The sequence below is a fragment of the Flavobacterium sp. TS_SC_5 genome (genome assembly GCF_056156265.1).
In genome coordinates, this window is sequence record NZ_CM149588.1 from 232,847 (window position 1) to 256,549 (window position 23,703).

A 23,703-nucleotide genomic window follows, 5' to 3' on the forward strand; every position below is an offset into this window, starting at 1 on the left:
TTACAAAATTATCCAGTTGCTGCCTTAGCTAAACCACTAATTGTTTTTTGAGTAATTCTATCCCTACACTGCACTCCAAACATTTACTTTTGTTACAATATTCATTCTTGAGTTGAAGCAATGATTGCGTCACAAACGCACTTTCTGACACTATTCCAAAAGAATGAAACTTATCAATAATAGCATTTTTTTCTGGTGCAACTTCATGTAAGAGTTGAATCAAATCCTCGGAGATTTCTTTTCCCTGACTTTTTGCAAAAGCAAATTGTAACGGAATTATCGTATTTATAACAATCAAATCAATGAAAGATTTAGCAACCGATTTCCTTTTATTTGGGCTTTCTTTATCAAATTGATAATGATTCAACCAATATTCAGAAACTGAAACCTGAAACAAGTCATAACAACTTTTCAAAGAATTTATGGCACTGATTTTTGAGAATAAATTCTGCTGATTGTGGTATAAGTTCGCCAACTGGGAAAGCCGAATCGTTGGGAAATTATCCGGACGATGCTTGAAAAATTGAACTGGTTCCGTACAAATTTTTTCTAGTTGGTATTTATGCAATAAATAGAAATACCTGAATTTTAGATCTTTAAAATAATTATCTTCCTTCTCCGAATCCAATAATCCAGCAGTCCCAAAAATCAAAGCTTCCAGATTCTCAACCTCAAAACTTTCTTTTCTGACAACAGGAAACGGAATAGTTTGAGCAATTTTCAAAAAGATTTCACCATTCGTGTTTAATCCAAAATTCTTCGCCAAAAGACAAAATAACACCGCTTCCCAATCGTGATTGGTTTGTTCTAAAAATTCAAATATAGGTTTTGATTTTCTTTCCAAACGTTCAAAAAATAAACGCTCCTGCCAATTTTTAAACACAAATTCATCAATTTCTTGAATTTGTCTCTCACAGAAAATCCATGATTTAGGAGAAATTAAAGATTGATAATTAGAAATCGTTACAGCATCAACATATTTTTTAAGTTCCAAAACAGGAATCTCTGTATTATTTTTTCTGAAAATTTCAGTGTCGTGTTCCCATACCACATGAAGAATTACGTTTTCATAGGCTTCATCTCTTTCGTGATGATGCACATACCAATCAGATGATTTAACATGAATTTCTACATTTCCAGCCCATTTTTGATCCCCGATAGTTATTTGGGCATTAAAGAAATCAGGCCCGGAAAGTTCTAAATATTGTCCAACATTAACAATTGTAATTTCCTCACCATTGAAGGTTTTCAAATTCAAGGCATCAAACTTCTTGAATTTCCATAGATAATGAAGAAAATCTTCTTTCATATTGAACATATTAGATTGAAGACTAATGTAGTAAAAAAAGAAATAGCAAATTATCTAAAATAAAAAAAATCAGAAATTTCACTAAAGAGAGTAGCGAAATTGGGAAATATAAGTGTTTCTATTTCATCAGATACAATTTGGCGCAAGCCCGAGCATCAGATAAAGCTTCGTGATGATTTAAAGCAATGTTCATTTCTCGGCAACAATCACTCAATTTAGTTGGTTTCAATCCTTTAGCCCTATAAATTTTCACAGTACATTCCCAACGAGAAGCAATATTCAAATCAGCGTAATCTAAATTATAAAGCGCCATTGATTTCGCTAAAACATTCCTGTCAAAACTTTCATTATGAGCCACTACTACTCTATTTTGGAGTCTTTTTTGAATTTCAGGATACACTTGGGCAAATGATTTAGCACTTACGGTATCGCGAGGATAAATTCCATGCACTTGAATCGTAAAGGGCGAATACAGATTATTAGGCGGTTTAATCAAGCTGACAAACTCATCTATAATTATTCCGTTTTCTACGGTTACAATACCTACAGAACAGGGATGATGTCCAGTTGCAGTTTCAAAATCTATAGCAGTAAAGGTCAATTTGTTTTACGATTTTAAGGTTGGTGTTTTTAGATTTACAAAAGTACTATCAATTATACAAGTTCAATGCATTCGATAACTTTCTTTTTATTTCTTGTTGCAAATTTTAGTCTCCAAAACTTTTACAACAACAAACTAATTAAACCAAAAAACCTGCAAGGTTTTTCGAATCTTGCAGGAGTATAGTTAGGAAATAACTTCCAATTTTAAGCTTATTTTATTGAACCAATAATATCATATTTAGTAATAATATGGTGACTTCCATTTTCTAATTCTACTAAAACAGCTTCATTTTCTTTAGTAAATAATTTAGAAACTTCTTCGATAGGTGTTCCGTGCTTCACTATTGGAAAAGGTTTTCCCATTACATCTTTAATCGGCTTATCTGCTACATCTTTGTCAGCTACATAACTTTGAAACAAATCACTTTCGTCAACAGAACCTACAAATCCAGTAATATCAATCACGGGAATTTGAGAAATTTTGTATTTACGCATTCTTTCTATAGCATGCGAAACTAATTCTTCAGTACGAACCACAATCAATGGTTTATCGATGTGATCTTTGATTACATCCTCTGCTTTTGTGATTTCTTCTTCCAGAAAACCACGTTCGCGCATCCAATCATCATTAAACATTTTACCCACATAGCGACTTCCCGAATCATGGAAAAGTACCACAACAACATCTTCAGGTTTAAAATGTTCTTTAAGTTGCAACAATCCCTTAATTGCTGCTCCAGCAGAATTCCCTACAAATATTCCTTCTTCAAGTGCAATTTTACGAGTATAAACCGCAGCATCTTTGTCCGTTACTTTTGTAAAACCATCGATTAAAGAAAAGTCTACATTTTTTGGTAATATATCTTCTCCAATTCCTTCGGTGATGTACGAATAAATTTCATTTTCATCAAAAATTCCAGTCTCGTGATATTTTTTAAATACAGAACCGTAAGTATCTATTCCCCAGATTTTAATATTTGGGTTTTTCTCTTTCAAATATTTTGCTACTCCTGAGATTGTTCCTCCAGTACCAACACCAACAACAAAATGAGTGATTTTACCTTCCGTTTGTTCCCAAATTTCAGGACCTGTTTGCTCGTAATGCGCTATTGCATTTGAAGGATTATCGTATTGATTTACATACCAAGAATTAGGCGTTTCCGTTGCTAAACGTTTAGAAACCGAATAATAGGAACGTGGATCTGTTGGTTCCACATCTGTAGGACAAACCACCACTTTAGCTCCCACAGCACGAAGAATATCCATCTTTTCTTTTGACTGTTTGTCTGAAATCACACAAATCAATTTGTACCCTTTTATGATGGCTACTAATGCTAATCCCATTCCGGTATTGCCGGAAGTTCCTTCGATGATGGTTCCGCCTGGCTTTAATTGTCCATCAGCCTCAGCATCTTCAATCATTTTTACGGCCATTCTGTCTTTTACTGAATTTCCAGGATTGAATGTTTCGACTTTTGCAAGTACCAAAGCCTCTACTTCGGCAGTAACTTTATTAAGTTTTACTAAAGGTGTATTGCCTATTGTGCCTAATATATTATCTGCGTAGCGCATTATAGTTTTATTTTAAGATTGTGATTTGTTGTAAATACTGCTGCAAAGATAGTATTTTGTTATAAAATATTCTTGTTTACGGTATTTTGCGTTCGTGATAAAAGCGATATCCTTTCTTTGCCTCCCTTAAGCAAGCGGCAGCTATAGCGGATAGCACGATAAAACGCCCAATAAAACATAATTGGCACCCTATAATTCTAAGAAGAAATTAATTGAAGAAGTTCCAAATCAAACCAAATCGAATCGTGAAATCACGAGATGGATTGTTGGGAGAAGCATAAAAATTGTTCCCAGTTAAAGCCGAATTAAAATGTTCTACTTTAAAATAAATCCTTGTTCGTTGCATTTTTGCATTGATGAAAAAATCAAGATTGGGATGATTCCCAATTTGCTTTTCATTTTGCACAAAAAACTCTCCTATTACAGGATTGTATTCATTAGCATAATACTTGGAAAAATAATTCAGTGAAATCCCCGTTTGTAGGAATAGCGCTTTTTTAAACAAATAATTGGAATAATAAAACGTATTTCTAGTAACAATTTCAGGAACGTTTAAAACAGCTTCGGCTTGTTCCGTTTTTTGATATAAAATTGTATTGTCCAAAGCAAAATTTCCAAATTTTAACTCTCTGCTGATTTTAATCGATAAATAATTTATAGTTCCATCGTATTGTGATGGAGCCACAATTTGGGTTTTGGCAAGGATTTGCTCTGAATTTGAAATGTTATTAAAATACAAATGATCCTTTAAAACTGAAAATTGTAGCTCGGCATTAACCCAAGGAGAAACAGCATTTGCTTTGATTGTATTGATTTTTTCATTTTTGAAATCATTTGACCAATTGTATTGTACAAAGCTACTTTGGTGCAAATTATAATTATTATTTGGCAGTTTATTTATATTTTGGTACTGAAATGCAAGTTGAATTTCATCATTCAGTTCGTATTGTAATTTAGCATCTAAATTAGACAGCGATTGTGCCGTTACCGATCTGGAATATAAAAATTTACCATTCCATTTATTGCGTCGATATTCATACTGCCCACCAGCGCTATTAATTTCTTGACTGAAAGAACTTGGTATCGTACGGTCATCAAAAATAAGGATTTGATTGTAATAATAGTTTGATCTAAAATCATCTACAAAAAAATGAAAAGTTCCTAAAGTAGTGTTCTCATATATCAACCCTAGTTTGTTATACATTTTATTATAACGAGTTTGGTCATTTATACCACTATCCAAATAAGATTCTCCAAAACGGAAGACTATTTCAGAACCAACTGTTGATGGGACAGTTGCTTGATTGTATTCGAAAAACTTATTCTCGTAATTAAATTGATGTGTTACGTACAAATTATTATCTCCCTTTTTAGGATTAATTCTAAAATTGTGATCGAGAAAAATTCTTTTCCCTTTTAGAAATGATTTGGCATCATTAAAATAGACTTCAAATCGTTGACGGTTATTGTAGTTTGGATCTTCACTTTCAAAATTCTCGATAGTTGTGATTCCGCCATTTTCCTCATTCAAAATATCTTGAAAGGTATAATGGGCTTTTGCAAAATAGCGCTTGTTCTTAGTGTTGTAATTTGTGGTAAATCTAAAATTACCCGTACTAGATAATTGATTAAGATATTCCCCTTCTGAACGCAATCCTTTGTAAGCTATCGAAAAATTAAGATTTTCAGAAGTATTCAATGTAATAAAAGCATCGACAGACTGCCCTTTTCTAACAGTAGTTTTAAAATATAATTCGGTAACAGGAGTAGCAACTGAATAATATCGTATTTGATTTGCTTCTAAAAAATTAAAATGTTTTGCTTTAAAGCCAAATTCTGGATACGGCGAAAAATCAGTTAAACTATATTGCAGTGTATTGTAAGTTTGCCCATCATTTGCAAAAGGTAGAAGTCCAAAAATGTCTTTTCGCAAATAGTTGTGGCTGTATTCTTTTTGAATCGTAAGCGAAGTATCGATATAAGTAGTATCATTTTCTATGGTGATTACCTTGTAGAGATCAATGGTTGCGATTTTTTCAGTCTGCTTTTTAACAGAATCAGTGCTATTATATTGACTATCATACTTTATTACCCCTTCTCTTTTTTGTTGAGAAAATACTACAGCTGGAAAGACCAAAAAACACAGATAAAATACTATTCTCATTTGATAGGAATCTAATTAGGTAACGGTATATGATTGACAAAGGTATATTATAAATGGCTATAAATAAAAAAACATCCAGCGTACGTGGATGTTTTTTAAAGACTGCAATTATACCAGAGTTTCTATTTCTTAATAAACTTATAGTTAAGGATTTCATCTTTACTAACAAACTTGACAATATAGACACCTGATTTTAGGTCTCCTACCTTTACATTATTCTTTCCTTCGTATCTAAAGCTTCTAATTAATTTTCCTGAAATATCGTAAAGTATTACATCTGATGGAGAAAACGAATCTGGTAAATCGAAAAATAAATTTTCTTGTACTGGATTAGGGTAAACTCTCATCAAATTATTTTTTTCGAAATCTACACTATTTAAAGTCAAATTATCTAAACCACTAGCAATTAATGTAAAGTCTTGAACCCCTGCCAATAAACTACCTTTATTAGTGACCTGAATAGTATACTTACCTGCTGCAGCATTTACAATTGATACTTTTTCAATATTATCAACATTATTATCAGAATCTTGAGTTGCCGGGCTATTTACCAAAGAAGGATCTAATTTCCAAGGATAGTATAAAATACCTGCTTCATCAATAATCTTAAGATCTAGATTATTCACTAGATTAGTATTCCTATTATCTTCAACAACAGGAGTAATAACAGCTCCTAAATTAACTGGATCAGTCCATGCTATCGAAACATTTAATGCTCTTGGTGACGAAATTGAAACCTGCTTCGAAAAAACCACCTGATCTGTTAAGGTCGTTTCTAAAACTAATGATGTCTTCCCGTTTGCACTAATAACTTTAGCAGCCTCTTCACCATTTGCTAAACCCCAACCGTATTCATAATCAGGTCCTTTGGAAAATCCTGCTTCATCTGCTGTATGGCAAAGCAAACCACGGGCTGTTGCAGCTTTCATGAAAGTGGCATTCAAATTATTATAATGCTGCTGTAACAATACAATTAAGCCCGTTATTGCTGGAGCTGCCATTGACGTACCACTTAAGATCTCATAGGTATTATCATTTGGTCCATTACATGAGTACACACTAACGCCTTTAGCGCTTATGTCCGGCTTAATTCTTCCGTCGTCAGTAGGTCCATAATTACTAAACGAACTCATTGTCACGCTCTCTGGACCTGTGTAATTTAGAACAGAATTAACAGCCGCTACGACAATCGTATTTTTAGATACAGCACTACCAGTAAGCATATCAAAACCACCTTTAGCATTTATTTGTGAATGGGTACTATTTCTAGAATTACCTGCAGCAACCACAATTTGATAATACGGGAACACTTCTGAAATTTTATCAAAATCAGAAGAAGTCTGGTCATAGTAACCAAATCTGGCGTTAGAAAAAGAATTAGTAATACCATAACCGTATGAATGATTTGATACTAAATAACCTTCACCTCCAAAACTTGCCATTTCCTCAACATCACTATCCCAAAAATATGTTTTTGCTTTTGCTTCATATGCGAACCCACGGGCTCTAGGTACTACTCCTATACCCACTATGGTTCCGGTTACGTGCGTAGAATGGGCACTGGGAGAAATTGCACCATCACCAAAAGTGATCTTTGAGCCCGCCAATTCCTGATGAGTATGACGAACTTTACCTCCATCCCAAACCCCAGCAGTTATACCACTACCAGTCAAATTAAGACCTAAAATACCATTTGGTTGCAATGAATTGGCACGAATAGTAGCAACTGAAGCATCGTTTTCAATCGTGTAAAAAAAAGGCACTCCATCATAAATCCGTTGAAGAGAATTCGTTTCTGAATCTAATAACCTGTGTTGAAGCTTATAATTTTGAACTTTCTTTTTTTGTTCCTTTTGCGCTTCAGCTAATTCATCAACAAAATTACTGATCTTTTCAGTATCATAGGACTGAGTAATCTTATTTCGTTCTTGCAAGTTCTGCGCAGTTGAAAATTGAAAAATCAGTATGCAAAATAAAATTTTTTTCATTTGTAAAAGATTAGAGATTAACTTTAGTAACCTAAGATATAAACAAACACTTTAAAAAAAAACCTCCCAAATGGTTAAAAAGGGAGGTTAATTCTAATATTAAAGCTATTAATTAGTATCCAGGATTTTGCTGTAAATTACTATTCAAATCTATTTGAGATTGTGGAATAGGAAGTTGCCATTTAAAGTTACCTGCAGGTATTGTCAAAGCTGTAGTTTCAACTTTGGTACCAGCTCCACTAGCGTAGTCACCTTCAACAGCATTTCTTTCCATTGCCAAACCTAATCTTTTTAATGTAAAGAAACGATCCATTTCGAAAGCAAGCTCTAATCTTCTCTCAAGTAAAATGGCATTTAGTAACGCAGCTCCAGTTTCATTACCTGAAACAAAAGGAGCATATCTTTGTGATCTTACCGCATCAAGAAATGCTAAACCTCCACCATTGATTCTATACTGAGCCTCTGCCATGTTTAAATAAACCTCTTCTATACGAAGCACTTTAATATCAACAATAGCTGGATTACCAGTTAAACGACTAAGGTATTTAACAACATGATTATAAGGTACGGTATTATAAGCACTTGTCTGAATGTAAGCAGATTTTCTAATATCTGTTGTTTGAAACAAATCTGAGAAACTCTTAGGTACAACATACTCAGAGCGAACACCACTTGCAACAGTCTGATTGTAAACAACACCAGGAGTTACACCATCTACTTGATCAATTCTAAGTTTGAATAAAACACCAGACGCGTTTGCATCTTTCCAAAGATTAACAAAACTAGCTCTAGGACAAACAGTATTACCTGCAATAGCAAGGTTTCCATATTGGATAACCTTTGGAAAATCTCCTAAATAAAGATACACACGAGACAACAAAGCATAAACTGCTGCCTTTGAAGCCTTTCCTGAGGCAATTGCATTAGTCGTACCAATTTTATCTGCAGCAATAAGCAAATCATCAACTACTTTTTTATAACTATCTTCAACAGTTGGTCTTGATGGTTTAGAAAAAGGAGCTACTACATCTAGATAATACATTCCAAGAGAAGCATTAGCATCAGCCGCCTGAGTAGGAATTTTAGAATAAATCCTAACTAAATCAAAATTGTTCAATGCTCTTATGAAACGAGCTTGACCTTCGATATTATCTCTAGCCGCATCCTGAGGGATAACATTAATATTATCGATAACTCTAGTTGCTGTTTCGGCAGCTCTGTATGCGCTGATGAAGTAATTAAAATGAGAGCTATTAGGCACTGATTGCAATCTAAAACCACCAGCATTAGACTGACGTCCTTCAACTTTAAGAATTAGATTATCAGTCAATACTTCGGAGTCGATGATAAATTCAGAACCGTAACCTCCGTCACCGCCATTTTTTATCATATAAGAATACGCTCCAGTTAGCATGTTCTCAAAGTCAGTCGCATTACGCAAAACAATTGACTCACTAACTGCGTTATAAGGTGCGAATGTGATATCTTCATCGTCGCATGAATTTAATGCGAAAGATAAAGCAACAATGTAAATTATTTTTTTCATAATTATTTTAATTATAAATTAATTGATACTCCAAAAAGGAATGTTTGAACATTAGGATAAGAATACAATGCAAATTGTCCAGGAATAAGAGGATTCGCTTGTGTTCCCGTTTGATTCTCTGCACTACCAATTCCTACCTCTGGATCTCCATTGAATTTACTCCATGTAAATAAGTTTTGCATTTGAGTGTATATTCTAACATCATCTACAGGTAAATTAGTAAAAGCTTTCTTAGTAAATTTATACCCAACATTAAGATTTCTAAATCTAATATAACTTGCATCCTCTAGGAAACGATCTGATTCTAGATTAGAGTTAATCCCTGACAATTGTCTTGGAGCAGGTAACGAAGCAGTAGTATTAGTTGTAGTCCAATAATCAAATGCAGCAACAGCCTGATTTCTATTTGGCGCAGCACCATCTGCAGTCATATTTTGCCACATGTAGTTATAAGTATAGTTTCCTTGTTTGAATACAAAATCAGTAGAGATATCAAATCCTTTATACGCAAATTGCATACCAAAACCACCTTCATACTTTGCATAAGGAGTTTTACCGGTAAACACTCTATCACCAGCACTATACACATCTGTAACAGTACCATCTAATTTAGTATACATTGCACGACCATTAGTAGGATTTACTCCTGCGTAAGGCACAAGGAAGAAATCATCAGGTGAACGACCCACTTTATTCCATGTTAAACCTCTTGAAAGCTGATTATTTGGATCTCCAGGGCGGTTTAGCTCATTAATTTCTCTGTCAAAAGCAGCAGCATTAACATAAAAAGACAAAGTTGTATTTTCATTTTTAATTGCAAAAGCTTTCAACTCAATTTCAGCACCTTTTGAAGTCCAGTCACCAGCGTTAATAAGTGTAGAAAACCCTGTACCAACAGTAGTGTTATCACTATAAATAAAGTCATTTCTTCTATCTTTAAATACCGACCCAGAGAAAGTTAACCAGTTATTCAAAACTGCAGCTTCAATACCTACTTCGTATTTCTCTGCTTTTTCAAACTTTAAGTTGTTGTTTCCAACTGTACTTCCTGTCAAAACTGTTCCGATGTTTCCACCATATTGCGAAGTGCTAAAAAGACTTTGAGCAGTGTAATTACCAATTCCATTAGTTGAATTTAACTCTCCATAAGATGCTCTTAACTTCAAATTATTCAACCATTTAACATCGCTCATAAAAGCTTCGCTAGTAACATTCCATCCAACAGATGCTCCTTTTGCAAACTCATATTTATTGTTACTTCCTAAAACTGATGAACCATCACGACGTCCGTATAAAGACACTAAATATTTACCATCAAAATCGTAATCGATGTTACCAAAAACGGAAACAGTTGCATTTTCAGTTCTTGCAGTGAAAGGAACCCCAACTACTGCTGTACCTGCAGTAGGTAAATCACCATTTACATATCCTTTTCTAGTTAAGGAATGAGATCTAAAGTTTGATTTGAAATATTCGTACAATACAGTAGATTCAAAGTTATGCTTACCATTGATACTATATTTGTAATTCAAACTGTTTGTCAACTGATACTCTAATGAATCCCACCCGTTATCAGTCTTTTGACCTCTAGCAGTAGGATCTCCAACAATTAAATCCAAAAACGAAAATGGTTTTGTGAAAGTCTCTCTCTGATATCTTTCATAGTTCATGTTCATTTGAGTTTTGAACGTCAAATCTTTCACTATTCCTAATTCTACATATGGACGACCATATAATCTAAAGAAACGACGTTGCTCTGTATTATTAACAATAGCCTCTTGAATTGGAAAACCTGCAAGTAAACTTGTATTGTAAACTGGATTACCTAAAACATCGTTTACAACATTACCACTAGCATCTCTGGCAAAAAAAGGTTCGTAAGGATTGTAATCGTACATAGCTCTAATTGGGCTTTGTGCATTGTTACGATCTCTTGAATCATTAAATTTCTCATAAGATCCACCAACATTAAAACCAAACTTTACTCTATCATTTGCTTTGTATTCACTATTATACCTACCAGTGATTCTATTAAAACCTTTAAGCTTGTCGATAATACCAGTATCTTCAGTATAACCAATAGACATAAAATTAGTAAATTGATCATTACCACCTGAGTAAGAGAAATTATTGTTTTGCACAAATCCTTTTCTTAACAAGTCATCTTGCCAGTTGTGATCATAAGAACGCAACAAATCTAACCTCTCTGGAGTTACCGTGGATGCCGTCGTCGAACCTGCGCCAATCAAGGCTTCATAACGAATTTTCTCGTCAGCGTTCATCATATCAAACGGGTCAGCAATTTTTTGTGTAAATCCAAGTGAATTATTGAATTGAAATTTACCTTTTGCATTTTTACCTTTTTTAGTTGTAATTACTACAACTCCATTCCCACCACGTACACCATAAATTGCAGCAGATGCTCCATCTTTAAGTACCGAAACAGATTCGATATCATTTGAACTTAAAGCAGAAGCTTCTGTACCACTTACAAAAGCACCATCAACTACATAAATAGCCTCAGCCGTACCTCCTGTGATACTAACAGCTCCACGAACAGTAACAAAAGCAGCAGCACCTGGCTTTCCATTCGCTGCAGTAACTTGTACACCCGCCGCTTGACCTTGCAATGCGTTTTGAATAGTTAATGCAGGGGATTGCTTAGCAATTTCATCTGCAGAAATTGTCGACACTGAGGAAGATAATTTTCTTGAATCTTTTGAATAATACCCTAAATTAGTTTGAACAACAACTTCATTCAAACTTACTCCGTCCATCAACAAGACATTTAATGTGTTTGATGCTCCAACCGTTTTGGAAGCATCTGTCATTCCCACAAAAGAAAAAACTAAAACATCTCCTGTTTTTGCTTTGATAGAATATTTTCCATCAAAATTAGTCTGAACTCCTATTCTGGTGCCCTTCACCAAAACATTTACACCAGGCAAAGGCCCTGTCGCATCAGACACTACACCAGATACCGTTTTCTCTTGAGCAAACGATAACTGCATTGATAACGCCAAGAATAGCGTGATAATCCATTTGTACTTTGATCTCATATTAATTTATTGAATTAGTTATTTGACAAAAATCATAATAATTTCTTAAAGAAACAAATTTATTTTACAAACAAAGAAGTTAACATTTGTTAAAGTTTCTTCTCCAAATAACAGATTACCACATTTTTTTTTGATAATTACTCTTTATTATGCGCTAATAATGCTCTATAAAGCTATATTTTTGCCAAAATTAATTTAATGTTAAGCCCTTTCTTTTTAACGCCAAATTTAGAAACCGGAACGGATGAAGCCGGTCGTGGTTGTCTGGCAGGACCGGTTACTGCTGCCGCTGTACTATTACCTGAAAATTTTCAGAATGAATTACTGAATGACAGCAAGCAATTGTCAGAAAAAGCGAGAGAAAAATTAAAACCTATTATAGAACAAGAATGCATTTCATTTGCAGTAACCCACCTGGAACCTTTAGTTATTGACGAAATAAACATTCTGAATGCCTCCATAAAAGCAATGCAGGAAAGTGTTTTAAAATTAGATCCAAGACCACTACATATTATAGTAGACGGAAATAGCCCATTCATACCCAAAGGTGGAATAAAAAACCGTGGAGGGAAAATTTTTACCGATGCGGAAATTGAAATCCTAAATTCAATTCCAAATACCAGTATTGTAAAAGGAGATTCAAAATTCATGAGTATTGCCGCTGCTTCCGTGTTAGCAAAAACATATCGGGATGAATATATGAATACTATTCATGAGGAATTCCCAATGTACAATTGGAAACAAAATAAAGGCTATCCCACCAAAGAACACAGGGAAGCAATCCGGATCTACGGCGTTACAAAATACCACCGAATGACTTTTAGATTATTGCCGGAACAATTAAAGTTGGAAATTTAGATCTTTTGACTTCTTAGATCTTTATATTTCACGAAGAACCTTAGAAGTCTAAAAATCTCATTGTCTAATAATCGAACATTCGAATAAATGGGAAAAATGTTTCAGTATTTTTTCTTTGACTTCTTCTTCATTAACTTTTTCTACGCCAAGTTCGACGTTTAAAGAAGTTACTGCTTTCCCGCGAATCCCACACGGAATAATATTGTCAAAATAACCCAAATCAGCATTTACATTTAAAGCAAATCCGTGCATGGTTACCCAACGGGAAGCGCGCACTCCCATGGCACAAATTTTTCTGGCAAAGGGAGTCCCTGCACCCAACCAAACTCCGGTTTCACCTTCGCTTCTTCCGCAAGCTATTCCATATTCCTGAAGGGTAAGAATTATAGCTTCTTCCAGAAAACGCAAATACTTATGAATATCAGTAAAAAAATTTTCCAAATCAATAATTGGATAGCCCACAATTTGTCCAGGTCCGTGATACGTAATATCACCGCCGCGATTGATTTTATAAAAAGTTGCTCCTTTGGCTGCTAATTGTTTTTCAGATAACAGTAAATTACTCAAATCACCACTTTTTCCTAAAGTATAAACGTGTGGATGCTCTACAAAAAGAAAATAATTTGGAGTGGCGAGTTCAAGTTCTTCTCTGCGATTTCGAATTTTTAAATCGACGATTCCTTTGAACAATTCTTCTTGGTATTCCCAAGTTTCCTTGTAATCTTTAGTTCCTAAATCTTGAAGTTGGATGGTTTTATTCATTCATGAAAGATGCAACGGTTAAGAGCGGCAAAGGTACAAAGTTTTTAAGAAAACTTAATGAGTAGAAAAGCATCGAATGAATCACTCTAAGACAACTTCCAGATTAGTGCTCTCCGGATTCACCAAACAATCCACTATCAGAAATTGCAATTCCAGTGATTTATTGTCTTCACTAATTTTTGCATTCGGATTTGATACAGACTTTATTTTCTTTGGGAAATGATATTTTAGAACAAAAGGCTGTGTGATTTTGAATTTAGAAACCTGCGTTTTATATCCTTCAATCTTATCCTGCTGTTTCTTTAATTCTATCGGATCCGTAATTTTCACTATCCTTTTGAAAACACTTCCGTCAAAAGTAAAGCTGACACTGTAATAATGTTCTTCGGCAACCAATGCATAATTATTTACAATATCATCCGCATATTCTTCGGTTTTATACAAATCAGCAACTTGCTCTATTTTAGTAAAATTTTGAGTGATAGTTGTGTGGAATTCTTTCTCGAATGTACTTTTCTTGATATGTACTTTTACAGTACCAAATTTTTGAAAAATGGCTTTTTCAAGTGCTGGTAATCTGGAAAAGGTTTCGGAATATTTCGTTATAAAATCCTGAAAAACATAAGTAGTATCTCTAAAAACTTCTTCTTTGGAGTAGTTTTCTCCCATCAATTGCATATAACTATGCTCGTCTCGCAACTCATTAATTTCAATTTTTCCAGTTCCATCTTCGTTTATATGTATGGTTTCTGTGACTTGACAGCTTGTAGCGAGTAGCCCTAAAAGCAAAAAAGTGTAAATTTTATTTTTCAATTTTTATGATTTTGAATCGTTATTTTTACCAAATGTAAAATAATAACTACAATTAATAGCCCAGATTAAAGTAAAAATCCTTTTTATTTTTTCTTTAAAAATAAAAAGATTGCAACGGAAAGCTGGAAATAGCTCCAAAAAACCTTTAGCACTTTGCTACTTTGCTACTTATATAGTATCTTTGCGCTCTTAAAACAGCTTACAATGGCATTATCCGAACAAGAAATATTACGCAGAGAAGCACTTACCGAATTACGCAATTTAGGCATTGAGCCTTATCCGGCAGCCGAATTTATTACAACCGCTTATTCCAGCGAAATCCTAGCCGATTTCGAAAAGTACGAGGGAAAGGAAGTTGTTTTAGCCGGTCGTTTGATGGGGAAACGCATCATGGGAAAGGCTAGTTTTGCGGAATTGAAAGATGCTGAAGGTCGCATTCAGGTGTATGTTTCCAGGGATGATATTTCGACTGATGAGGAAAAAACCATGTACAACGTGGTTTTCAAAAAACTATTGGATATTGGCGATTTTATTGGGATTCGCGGAACAGTTTTCAAAACGCAAGTAGGTGAAATTTCAGTTCATGTTTATGGTTTGACGGTGCTTGCAAAAGCCCTGAAGCCGCTACCTGTAGTAAAAACGGATTCCGATGGTAAAACGCATGATGCTTTTGCTGATCCTGAACAAAGATACCGTCGTCGTTACGTGGATTTAACCGTGAACGATCATGTGAAAGAAACGTTTATTAAGAGAACAAAATTGTTCAATGCGATGCGTTCTTTCTTTAATGACAAAGGGTATCTTGAGGTAGAAACGCCTGTTTTACAACCAATTCCCGGTGGTGCTGCGGCAAGACCTTTTATCACGCACCACAACTCGCTAGATATGCCATTATACATGCGTATTGCGAATGAGTTGTACTTAAAAAGATTGATTGTTGGTGGTTTTGATGGCGTATATGAGTTTTCGAAAAATTTCCGTAACGAAGGAATGGATCGTACACATAACCCAGAATTTACTGCCATGGAAATATATGTGGCCTACAAAGACTACAACTGGATGATGAAATTCACCGAAAACTTGTTGGAACATTGCGCCATTGGTGTAAACGGGACCAGCGAAGCGACTTTTGGAGAACACACTGTGAACTTCAAAGCTCCGTATGCAAGAGTTACAATGACAGATTCTATTAAGCATTTTACTGGTTTTGATATTTCAGGAAAAAATGAAACAGAGTTATTTGATGCTGCAAGAGGCATGGGAATTGACGTGGATAAAACTATGGGTAAAGGGAAATTGATTGATGAAATTTTCGGCGCTAAATGCGAAGGGAATTATATTCAGCCAACATTTATCACGGATTATCCAAAAGAAATGTCTCCGTTATGTAAACAACACCGTGACAATCCAGAATTGACAGAGCGTTTTGAATTAATGGTTTGTGGAAAAGAAGTGGCAAATGCGTACTCTGAATTGAATGACCCAATTGATCAAAGAGAGCGTTTTGAAGAGCAAATGCGATTGGCTGAAAAAGGAGATGATGAAGCAACAGGAATTATCGATGAGGATTTCTTACGAGCCTTAGAATACGGAATGCCGCCAACATCTGGATTAGGAATTGGAATGGACCGTTTGATGATGTTCCTGACCAATAATTCCTCCATACAAGAAGTATTGTTGTTCCCTCAAATGCGACCTGAGAAAAAACAAGTTAAAATTGAATTGGAAGATGACGAGAAATTGATTGTTGTGTTATTGCAAACTAACAATAACCAAATGGAATTTGGTCTACTTAAAATTAATTCTGGATTGAGTGGTAAAAAATGGGACAAAGCCATGAAAAACTTATCTTCTTTAGGATTGACTGAAGTTGTCGTGAATGGCGATACTAAAGCGTGTAGACTGAAAGAATAATTTATTTTATATCAGAATATTAAAAAGGAACTTCGTAATGGAGTTCCTTTTTTTTATTTTTATTTTCCATTTCGAGTACTTTCTTAAGAATAAAAACTTGTACCAATAATCCATAAGGTTAAATAAGTCATAAAATTCATACGTTAATCAATTTTAAAACTATTTTTGGATGAACAAAAAACAAATCAATATGAAAAAAATTACTGTATCGATCTTAGCCTTATTTGCTTTTGCCTTTGCCAATGGTCAAGCCAAAGAAGGCCAAGTATCAAAAGGAAAATGGCTTATTGAAGCCAATACTGGCTTTGGTAGAAACGTAGGAACTACCGCAATGCATTTTAGTTCTTCAGACGGGATCACTTCCTACAACATTGGAGCTGAAGGAGGTTATTTTATCAAAGATAATCTGGCGCTTAAATTAGGATTAGGCTACGGTGAAATAGATGGAAATGGAGAACCGATTGCTTATAAAATAGGAGCTAAATACTATTTGAAAACAATGATTCCTATCGAGCTTTCTTATAATGGAGTTGGTTTTGGTGAAGCAGATGCTAATCCAACCTACCTAGGTGCGCAAATTGGTTATGCGGTATTTTTAGGAAAAAATGTAAGTATCGAGCCTGGAATTCGATACAACATAGCTACTCATAAACAGTATTATGATAATAGCTTGCAGTTAAATATTGGTTTTGCTTTGCATTTTTAAAATAGTCAGCTTGAAATAAAAATAATCATCAATGATTATTATTTCTTATCTCAAACAAAAAAAGTCGGCTCTAATCAAAGAGCCGACTTTTTTTAAAGAATATTTTAGTTTTAGAATCCTAAACCAACAGCCATAGCTGTAGCTTGAATATTTATATCGGAAACTTTAGTAGCTGCGCCAGTTGTCAAGTTAATACTGTACACTGATGTAACATTATTTACTTTCAACAAAGCAAATGCAGCAGCACTGTTTCCACCGATATCAAATCCGCTATCAGCATCAACATTTACTCCTAAGCCTCCAATAGCAACTAATGTCCCGTTGTTTGGTGGATCTTGACGATACATCATATCTGTTTGGGAATCAATTACAAATAAAGTAGTTGTTGTAGCTCCAGCAATATTATTGGTGTAACCAGCTCCATTCACAAATGGTGTTCCAGGATTTAAATTACCATCTACTGACACTACTGTTCCTAAGTCTGGGTGTAAACGTAAATTTTGACCTGTATTACTAACCAACCTGATTCTATCTACTGTTGGATTAAAATCAAAACCAAAAGAAGTACCTGACAATGCCGTTAACAAAGGAGACCCAATTGCTGTTAATGCTCCACTAGCTGTACTCACAGAAAACAATCTGCTTTGATTTGAAATAGCATATAAACCTCCGTTTGCAGGTCTAAAATCTAAACCGACAATACTTTCATTTGCAGCTAAACCAGTTAATGCAACAGAATTATTACTCCCGCTTGTAGGATTGAAACGAACCAACATATTTCCGGAAGTTGTTGCATATGCAATTGGGTTAGTTTTGAATGCTATGCTTATCACTGGAGCAGTGAATTTCCCAACATCAACAGCTTTTCCTGTTGCTAAATCAATTGTATATAAAGTGGATACACTAGTATTATTTGTTATAGCAAGAGCAGTTGAATTATCCGCTAGAATATCCATGTCCCCTACACCTTGAAAGTTCACACCTAAGTCACCCACAAGTTGAAGTCCACCATCATTTGGCGGTGTTTGCATATACAATTTATCTTGTTCGAAATCTATATCATACAACATCGTTGCTGTTGCACCAGCCATACTATTTGTATACGCTACTGCACCTATTTTAGGATTTGTACCACCATTAATAACTCCATCAGTGGCTACAACAGTTCCTAATTCTGGGTGCAATCTTAAATTCTGACCAGATTCTGTTACCAAACGAATTCTGTCTACTGTTGGATTAAAATCCAATGAAGCGTTAGCTCCGGCAACAACAGGAGAAAAAGATCCAGCACCTAATGCTGTTGCAACTCCACTTTTCTCATTTATAAAATACAAACGACTAGACGATCCTACTGCATATAACTGTCCTGTTGCGGGTCTATAATCAATACTTACAATACTCTCTGATGTAGGTAAACCAACAATAGGAGTGGTTGAATTTGGAGTTCCTAAATTTCGTGCATTGAATGTAAGAATGGTATTATTACTGGCTAATGCAGTAAAATTAACGTCAGGTGCCGCAACAGCTATCATCATTTCATTGTTATCATCATCATTGCATGAAATTGCAGTAAAAGATAACAGTGCTAGTCCAATTATAGACGCAAATCCTAAATTTTGTTGTTTGCTTTTCATTGTTTATTTATTTAGTTCTATAACCATGTACGAAGAATATTTCGTTACGGTTTTAAAATTCTAAAAAAAACTTAAAAACAACTAAATTGAAACGTTTGTAAAAGTAAAAAACACCTTGAAATTTTCCGGCAGAAAAGGCTTCAGACAATTCAAGAAAATATTAGAGAATTTAATAAAAACTATATTTCGTATTATCGCTTTAAAATTTTAATATGCCTTGATTTTAGCTTTTTGTCAGCACTGAATTTTGCTACTTGTTTTCCTGCTTGAACAGGCCGATCAGACGACAAAATAGTTGCGCCATTTTCAATTAATTTGTAATACAAAGCATCTCCATTTGCAGCAGCACTTTTATCTAAATTGCCCATAGTACCCAAAATACAAGCTATTCCGCGGCTGTGTAAATACTGATACACTTCTGCCTTTGGTTCTGCCGTACCCACAAATGCGATCATTTTATCCACTTTGACACCAAGATTTTCCATACGCTCCACATCTTCTTTTCCTCTCGCCGAAACCGAAATCATTAAATCCGGAGCCAGTTGCGCTACTTCGGCGGCTTGAGTTGCGTTGTATGTTATAATAACTGAGTAGGCTTCCGCCTTATTCCTGCGCACTGCATCAACAATCATTTTCATGGGAACATCTTTTTTAACGTCAAGGTTATAAATTACTTTGCCTTTTCCCCATTGTAAAACCTGATCTAAAGTTTCTATTTTATAAAGGGTTTGGTTGCCTTCGTTATCCTCCAGAAATAATTGTTGCAGTTCTTTATAAGTGTAGTTTTCTATCTTACCCGCACCCGTCGTGGTTCTATCCAGCTTGTTATCATGCATCATAACCAAGACAGAATCTTTACTCAGCGCAATATCCGTTTCTATAATTGTAGGATTGTATCGAATAGAATTTGCAAATGTTGCTATACAATTTTCTGGAAATCCAGTCATTGGACCACCTCTATGCGCACTAATCAAGGGGATACTTTTGTTCGAATATTTTAAAAAACGATGCAATTCTGATGGTGTTTTAAATTGCAAAACATATTCTTTTGCCTGTGCAAAGCTAAGAGCGCTAATTATTAAGAAGCAAAACGAAAAACAAAAATTCTTATTTTGAAACATATTCTTTTTTTTAATTGGACTGTAAAAGTAAGGATTTGGAATGGTATCAAATAGCATCTCCAACTTAAAAGAGGCTCGACAACTACAAACTATAATTCAAATTTACACTCCATCTGTAATTCGCTTCTACATTGCCGCCGGTAAGATTTTGATTGATGGGTAACATGGCATTAGCTCCAAAAGAAAGTCTGTCTTTACCAACCTCAAAACCAAATTTCCCGAAAAGAATATCTCCGTTTGTATTTCTTAATTTTTGATTGTACTGGTAATTACTTTCATAAACTTCACCAGCAAAACCCAGTTGTGGAACAATAGAAAAACTATTTTTCTCGTACAAATAGAAAAAGGTGCCTGCATAATTCAACTGATTCCCAAAACGATAACTCTTTTGATTTTCCGTTTTTATAACATAATTCAGCATCGAGTTTAAACCAAATTGTTTTCTTTTAACCACATATTCAGTTGCCAAAAGATAATCCCAACTTCCTGTTCCTACTTGAAAACTTGGATTTATACTACCGGAATTTGCCTCATTAAATTTTCCGGTCGGCGCTTTTATCCCACCTCCCAATTGTAATGTATGTACCAAAAACGTACTGTCTTTATGGGTTTGATACAAACGATACATTGCCAAAACAGTAATATCGCCAATCCCATTGATGCTTTTATTGCCAGTTGCGGTTTCTCTTTCATGAAAATGATACGGCAATAATGCTGAAACCTGAACCTTTTCGCTAACCGGGATTCGGCCCCAAACCTGAACGGTGTTGAAATTTTCTTTGTACCAAGGCGAATTGCTGTACAAGCCATCAGTAGATTTGTATTGTTGATTGAAATATCGAATCCCAACGAAATTAGAGTTCAACATCGAGGCGAATCCCATGCTTCCGCCACTGGCGGAGCAACCGCAGGCATCGCAGAAATCCTCTTCTTCAAGGAAGGAATAGTATTTTGTAAATTGATTTACGGTATTTAAACTGTCTTTTTCGGCGGCGTTTGCCAATTGAAAAAGAAGTACTAAAAGCAATGTGTATTTTTTCATGTTTGTTGTTTTAGCCCTGATGGAAACGGAAAGCCCGGAGCGGAAAAAGCTTGTTTTTCTTGTCCAGAAAAAGCGACCAAAGGAAGCTCTTTTCAGGACTTAGAAAAACGGCTTTTATAGCGAGGACTTGCAGTGTACAGCAGGAAATAGCTTCTAAAATTAATATTCAGAAAAGCGTTTGTCTGTTAGGTATTGCGTGTCTGTCAATGTTTTTAGAAAAGCAATAATTTTTGATTTTTCTGTCGCTGTTAAAGGGATTCCGAGTGATCCGTTTTTATTCAAAATGGGATCTAAAGTTGCTGAATTGACTACACCGGAATTGTAATGATCCATAACAGCTTCTAATGTAAATAAGCGTCCATCATGCATGTAAGGTGCTGTTTTTTCTATGTTTCTTAGACTTGGCACTTTGAATTTGTACTTATCCTGAGGCAACTCCGTGACGCGAAAACGCCCAATATCATTGTACGCGGGATCAATTGGCAAGCCGTTGTTTCTAAAAGAATTGTCCGTAAACAAATCGGTAGCGTGACAACTGGAACATTTTTGGTTAAAAATGGCATAACCGTCCCTCTCGTCTTGCGTGAGCGTTCCGCCAGATTCATTGCGGCGGTACTTATCGAAACGGGAATTTGAGGACGTCACCATAACCATAAATTGTCCCAAGGCCTTAAGCATATTTTCGGAATTGATTTGTCCATCCGTAAAAGCAACTTTGAATAATTTCTGATACACTGGATCGCCTTTCATCATGGCAACAGCCTTAGCAAAATCGCCATTCATTTCTATAGGACTTGTGAACGGAATGATAGGTTGCAAATCCAAATGTGATGTTGCTCCATCATACATAAAAGTGGTTTGATAGGCTAAATTCTGGATTGGTGGCGTGTTTCGGGTTCCAATAGCGTCATCAACTCCGTGACTCAAAGTATGGCCGTGATGCGTAAATGCATCTTCCTGAATGTGACAAAATCCGCAGGAAACAATCCCATCCGAAGCCAATCGGCCGTCATAGAAAAGTTTTTTTCCCAGTTCAAATCCTTTTTCGGTAGGTGGATTATTCGCCAGATTGTATGCCAAAGGCGGAAAATTTGCCGGAACTTGAAAGTTCAGAGGAACGTCCTGATAGTCTTCGCTTTCATCAGCAGAACAAGACCACAGCAACGGAAAAATGAGCAACATGATATATTTTGCTTTCATTTTATATTTTTTTAAAAAAGCGGTCGGAGATTTAATTTCCAACCGCTTTTTGATTAAAAAATTAATCGTTGTGAACGTGATCAATTTTGAACATAGAAGAAACGTTAGTAGTAACCAAAGCCAGTTTAGCGCCACCCATAACGGTTGCCGCTTCCGTAAGATTGATTTTATTAGTTCCATCTATAACCTGAGACAAGTCAGTCATGATGTGTACCTGAGGTGTAATTGTAGTTCGTACCAAAGCATTTTCAGGAAAACTCAAAGTAACTTCAGCATAATTATAATCGGTTCCTGTTTGTCCGGTATGCACTTTAAATTCTTTTGCCGTTGTAACCGTAGGAGCTGTAAAAGTACCTTCGAAAGCCACAAACTTATAACCTGCATTCCAAGACCACATCATTTCAGCGGTTTGGGCTGTTGCCAAGAAATCTCCTTGACCGGTTGCTCCTGCTTCCCACTGCGTTTTATCGACTCCAATTCCGTATTTTACTTTAGTGTAATTTCCGGCAGGAATGTTTGAAAGATTCAAAACCAATGTTGCAGGTGTAGCTTCATCTACAATAAAATAGCTTTGACTTTTTGGGTAAGTAAAGGTAGTTCCATCCTCTTTTGACAAGACAATATTACTCACAATATACTTCACTTTTGAAACCGCTACAACCTCAGCATTCGAATTGGTGTAGTTCGTATTGAAAGCAAAATTAGCCGATTTGTACACGTTGTCAAATTCTAATTTTAGATTTCCGTTTCCGGTAATCATTTCATTATCATCGTCATTAGAGCAAGAAAACAAGGTGAATGAGATAGCCATTACAGCTAGTATATTTTTTAATTGAAATTTCATTTCTTAAAGTTTTTTATTTTGAATATAAGTACTGTTTCGCATGCTATTTTTGGGTTATTATTTCCAAAAAAAGCAAACAAATTTTCATCTGTTGTATAGAACAGAAGAAATCAAGCATACTACATGCTTAAAAATTTAAGAAATAAAAGTGGGTGGGTGAAAAACAGAAGCACTATTCAAATGAAAGTATAAATTAGAATAGTATGGGTTTATTTTTTCTTTAGTATCAAAAAAAACTGTTGCAATTTCGAAAGATTTGATTTCCTCAAAAATGATCACATCAAGTATAGGAGCATTTCCTTTTTTATCGGAAGAAAGTGGCTTTTCAGCCTCAGAAGCTTTGGCTAATTCTTTCATCAAATGACATTTTCCGTTACATTGCATTTTCGGTTTGTCCTTATTGATACAAAGTACTTTTGAAATGTATTCATAATTCACGACATACTCTAAGACCGGAAGAACTGGCTTTACAAGCATGATTAATACAATTATGAATATGATTTTTTTCACCGTGCAAAATTACTAAATGATTGTTTGATAAAAAATAGTTTTGAATAGAATAATCATA

General features: G+C 35.0%; 18 protein-coding genes. 3 read left to right on the plus strand and 15 right to left on the minus strand.

Annotated features, from left to right (window positions below; genetic code table 11):
* Window positions 1-28: 28 nt before the first annotated feature.
* The 7 genes from AC0J6S_RS01045 to AC0J6S_RS01075 all read right to left on the minus strand — a co-directional run bounded on the left by AC0J6S_RS01045 (window position 29) and on the right by AC0J6S_RS01075 (window position 12,241).
* The gene (locus tag AC0J6S_RS01045) at window positions 29-1,309 is read right to left on the minus strand and encodes a DUF2851 family protein (protein WP_474955042.1); all 1,281 of its coding nucleotides are present in this window, start codon (window positions 1,307-1,309) and stop codon (window positions 29-31) included.
* 118 nt (window positions 1,310-1,427) lie between these two features.
* Window positions 1,428-1,910, minus strand: a complete 483-nt coding sequence (locus AC0J6S_RS01050) for a 3'-5' exonuclease (protein ID WP_474955043.1) — start codon at window positions 1,908-1,910, stop codon at window positions 1,428-1,430.
* Window positions 1,911-2,122: 212 nt separating this feature from the next.
* Window positions 2,123-3,484, minus strand: a complete 1,362-nt coding sequence (locus tag AC0J6S_RS01055) for a pyridoxal-phosphate dependent enzyme (RefSeq protein WP_474955044.1) — start codon at window positions 3,482-3,484, stop codon at window positions 2,123-2,125.
* A 208-nt stretch (window positions 3,485-3,692) separates the two neighbouring features.
* A complete protein-coding gene (locus AC0J6S_RS01060; RefSeq protein WP_474955045.1) occupies window positions 3,693-5,648 on the minus strand; it encodes a putative porin in 1,956 nt (651 codons plus the stop codon).
* 122 nt (window positions 5,649-5,770) lie between these two features.
* Entirely contained in the window at window positions 5,771-7,411 is a 1,641-nt protein-coding gene (locus tag AC0J6S_RS01065) for a S8 family serine peptidase (RefSeq protein ID WP_474955046.1), read from the minus strand.
* A gap of 337 nt (window positions 7,412-7,748) precedes the next feature.
* Window positions 7,749-9,182, minus strand: coding sequence for a RagB/SusD family nutrient uptake outer membrane protein (locus AC0J6S_RS01070; RefSeq protein WP_474955047.1), 1,434 nt, complete (start codon window positions 9,180-9,182; stop codon window positions 7,749-7,751).
* Between the two features lie 11 nt (window positions 9,183-9,193).
* Entirely contained in the window at window positions 9,194-12,241 is a 3,048-nt protein-coding gene (locus AC0J6S_RS01075) for a SusC/RagA family TonB-linked outer membrane protein (protein ID WP_474955048.1), read from the minus strand.
* A gap of 198 nt (window positions 12,242-12,439) precedes the next feature.
* Here AC0J6S_RS01075 and AC0J6S_RS01080 point away from each other — a divergent pair, with 198 nt between their 5' ends.
* Window positions 12,440-13,099: a ribonuclease HII gene (locus AC0J6S_RS01080; protein WP_474955049.1), complete on the plus strand. Its 660-nt coding sequence runs from the start codon at window positions 12,440-12,442 to the stop codon at window positions 13,097-13,099.
* 57 nt (window positions 13,100-13,156) lie between these two features.
* On the opposite strand, the gene lipB is transcribed toward AC0J6S_RS01080, so the two are convergent.
* Complete coding sequence (lipB, locus tag AC0J6S_RS01085; protein WP_474955050.1) at window positions 13,157-13,861, minus strand: lipoyl(octanoyl) transferase LipB; 705 nt, start codon at window positions 13,859-13,861, stop codon at window positions 13,157-13,159.
* An 81-nt stretch (window positions 13,862-13,942) separates the two neighbouring features.
* The gene (locus AC0J6S_RS01090; RefSeq protein WP_474955051.1) at window positions 13,943-14,674 is read right to left on the minus strand and encodes a hypothetical protein; all 732 of its coding nucleotides are present in this window, start codon (window positions 14,672-14,674) and stop codon (window positions 13,943-13,945) included.
* A gap of 204 nt (window positions 14,675-14,878) precedes the next feature.
* On the opposite strand from AC0J6S_RS01090, the gene lysS reads away from it, so the two are divergent.
* Window positions 14,879-16,588, plus strand: a complete 1,710-nt coding sequence (gene lysS, locus AC0J6S_RS01095; protein WP_474955052.1) for a lysine--tRNA ligase — start codon at window positions 14,879-14,881, stop codon at window positions 16,586-16,588.
* 190 nt (window positions 16,589-16,778) lie between these two features.
* Window positions 16,779-17,294, plus strand: a complete 516-nt coding sequence (locus tag AC0J6S_RS01100) for a hypothetical protein (RefSeq protein WP_474955053.1) — start codon at window positions 16,779-16,781, stop codon at window positions 17,292-17,294.
* A 110-nt stretch (window positions 17,295-17,404) separates the two neighbouring features.
* Here the strand turns inward: AC0J6S_RS01100 and AC0J6S_RS01105 are convergent, their stop codons facing one another.
* The 6 genes from AC0J6S_RS01105 to AC0J6S_RS01130 all read right to left on the minus strand — a co-directional run bounded on the left by AC0J6S_RS01105 (window position 17,405) and on the right by AC0J6S_RS01130 (window position 23,612).
* Window positions 17,405-18,928, minus strand: coding sequence for a DUF4394 domain-containing protein (locus AC0J6S_RS01105; protein ID WP_474955054.1), 1,524 nt, complete (start codon window positions 18,926-18,928; stop codon window positions 17,405-17,407).
* 191 nt (window positions 18,929-19,119) lie between these two features.
* Window positions 19,120-19,965, minus strand: a complete 846-nt coding sequence (locus AC0J6S_RS01110; protein WP_474955055.1) for a glycerophosphodiester phosphodiesterase family protein — start codon at window positions 19,963-19,965, stop codon at window positions 19,120-19,122.
* 166 nt (window positions 19,966-20,131) lie between these two features.
* Window positions 20,132-21,091 carry a transporter family protein gene (locus tag AC0J6S_RS01115; protein ID WP_474955056.1) on the minus strand — a complete coding sequence of 320 codons (960 nt, stop codon included), beginning with the start codon at window positions 21,089-21,091 and terminating at the stop codon, window positions 20,132-20,134.
* 159 nt (window positions 21,092-21,250) lie between these two features.
* Window positions 21,251-22,291, minus strand: a complete 1,041-nt coding sequence (locus AC0J6S_RS01120) for a cytochrome-c peroxidase (protein ID WP_474955057.1) — start codon at window positions 22,289-22,291, stop codon at window positions 21,251-21,253.
* Between the two features lie 61 nt (window positions 22,292-22,352).
* Complete coding sequence (locus tag AC0J6S_RS01125) at window positions 22,353-23,135, minus strand: MbnP family protein (protein ID WP_474955058.1); 783 nt, start codon at window positions 23,133-23,135, stop codon at window positions 22,353-22,355.
* Window positions 23,136-23,270: 135 nt separating this feature from the next.
* Window positions 23,271-23,612 (minus strand): hypothetical protein, encoded by a 342-nt coding sequence (locus AC0J6S_RS01130; RefSeq protein WP_474955059.1) that lies wholly within the window; start codon window positions 23,610-23,612, stop codon window positions 23,271-23,273.
* Window positions 23,613-23,703 lie beyond the last annotated feature (91 nt).

Bases quoted from the DNA above. Each gene is read 5' to 3' on its own strand.
- AC0J6S_RS01045 (WP_474955042.1), bottom strand. From the start codon at position 1,309: ATGAAAGAAGATTTTCTTCATTATCTATGGAAATTCAAGAAGTTTGAT.
- AC0J6S_RS01055 (WP_474955044.1), bottom strand. From the start codon at position 3,484: ATGCGCTACGCAGATAATATATTAGGCACAATAGGCAATACACCTTTA.
- AC0J6S_RS01060 (WP_474955045.1), bottom strand. From the start codon at position 5,648: ATGAGAATAGTATTTTATCTGTGTTTTTTGGTCTTTCCAGCTGTAGTA.
- AC0J6S_RS01070 (WP_474955047.1), bottom strand. From the start codon at position 9,182: ATGAAAAAAATAATTTACATTGTTGCTTTATCTTTCGCATTAAATTCA.
- AC0J6S_RS01075 (WP_474955048.1), bottom strand. From the start codon at position 12,241: ATGAGATCAAAGTACAAATGGATTATCACGCTATTCTTGGCGTTATCA.
- AC0J6S_RS01080 (WP_474955049.1), top strand. From the start codon at position 12,440: ATGTTAAGCCCTTTCTTTTTAACGCCAAATTTAGAAACCGGAACGGAT.
- lipB (WP_474955050.1), bottom strand. From the start codon at position 13,861: ATGAATAAAACCATCCAACTTCAAGATTTAGGAACTAAAGATTACAAG.
- lysS (WP_474955052.1), top strand. From the start codon at position 14,879: ATGGCATTATCCGAACAAGAAATATTACGCAGAGAAGCACTTACCGAA.
- AC0J6S_RS01100 (WP_474955053.1), top strand. From the start codon at position 16,779: ATGAAAAAAATTACTGTATCGATCTTAGCCTTATTTGCTTTTGCCTTT.
- AC0J6S_RS01105 (WP_474955054.1), bottom strand. From the start codon at position 18,928: ATGAAAAGCAAACAACAAAATTTAGGATTTGCGTCTATAATTGGACTA.
- AC0J6S_RS01115 (WP_474955056.1), bottom strand. From the start codon at position 21,091: ATGAAAAAATACACATTGCTTTTAGTACTTCTTTTTCAATTGGCAAAC.
- AC0J6S_RS01120 (WP_474955057.1), bottom strand. From the start codon at position 22,291: ATGAAAGCAAAATATATCATGTTGCTCATTTTTCCGTTGCTGTGGTCT.
- AC0J6S_RS01125 (WP_474955058.1), bottom strand. From the start codon at position 23,135: ATGAAATTTCAATTAAAAAATATACTAGCTGTAATGGCTATCTCATTC.
- AC0J6S_RS01130 (WP_474955059.1), bottom strand. From the start codon at position 23,612: ATGCTTGTAAAGCCAGTTCTTCCGGTCTTAGAGTATGTCGTGAATTAT.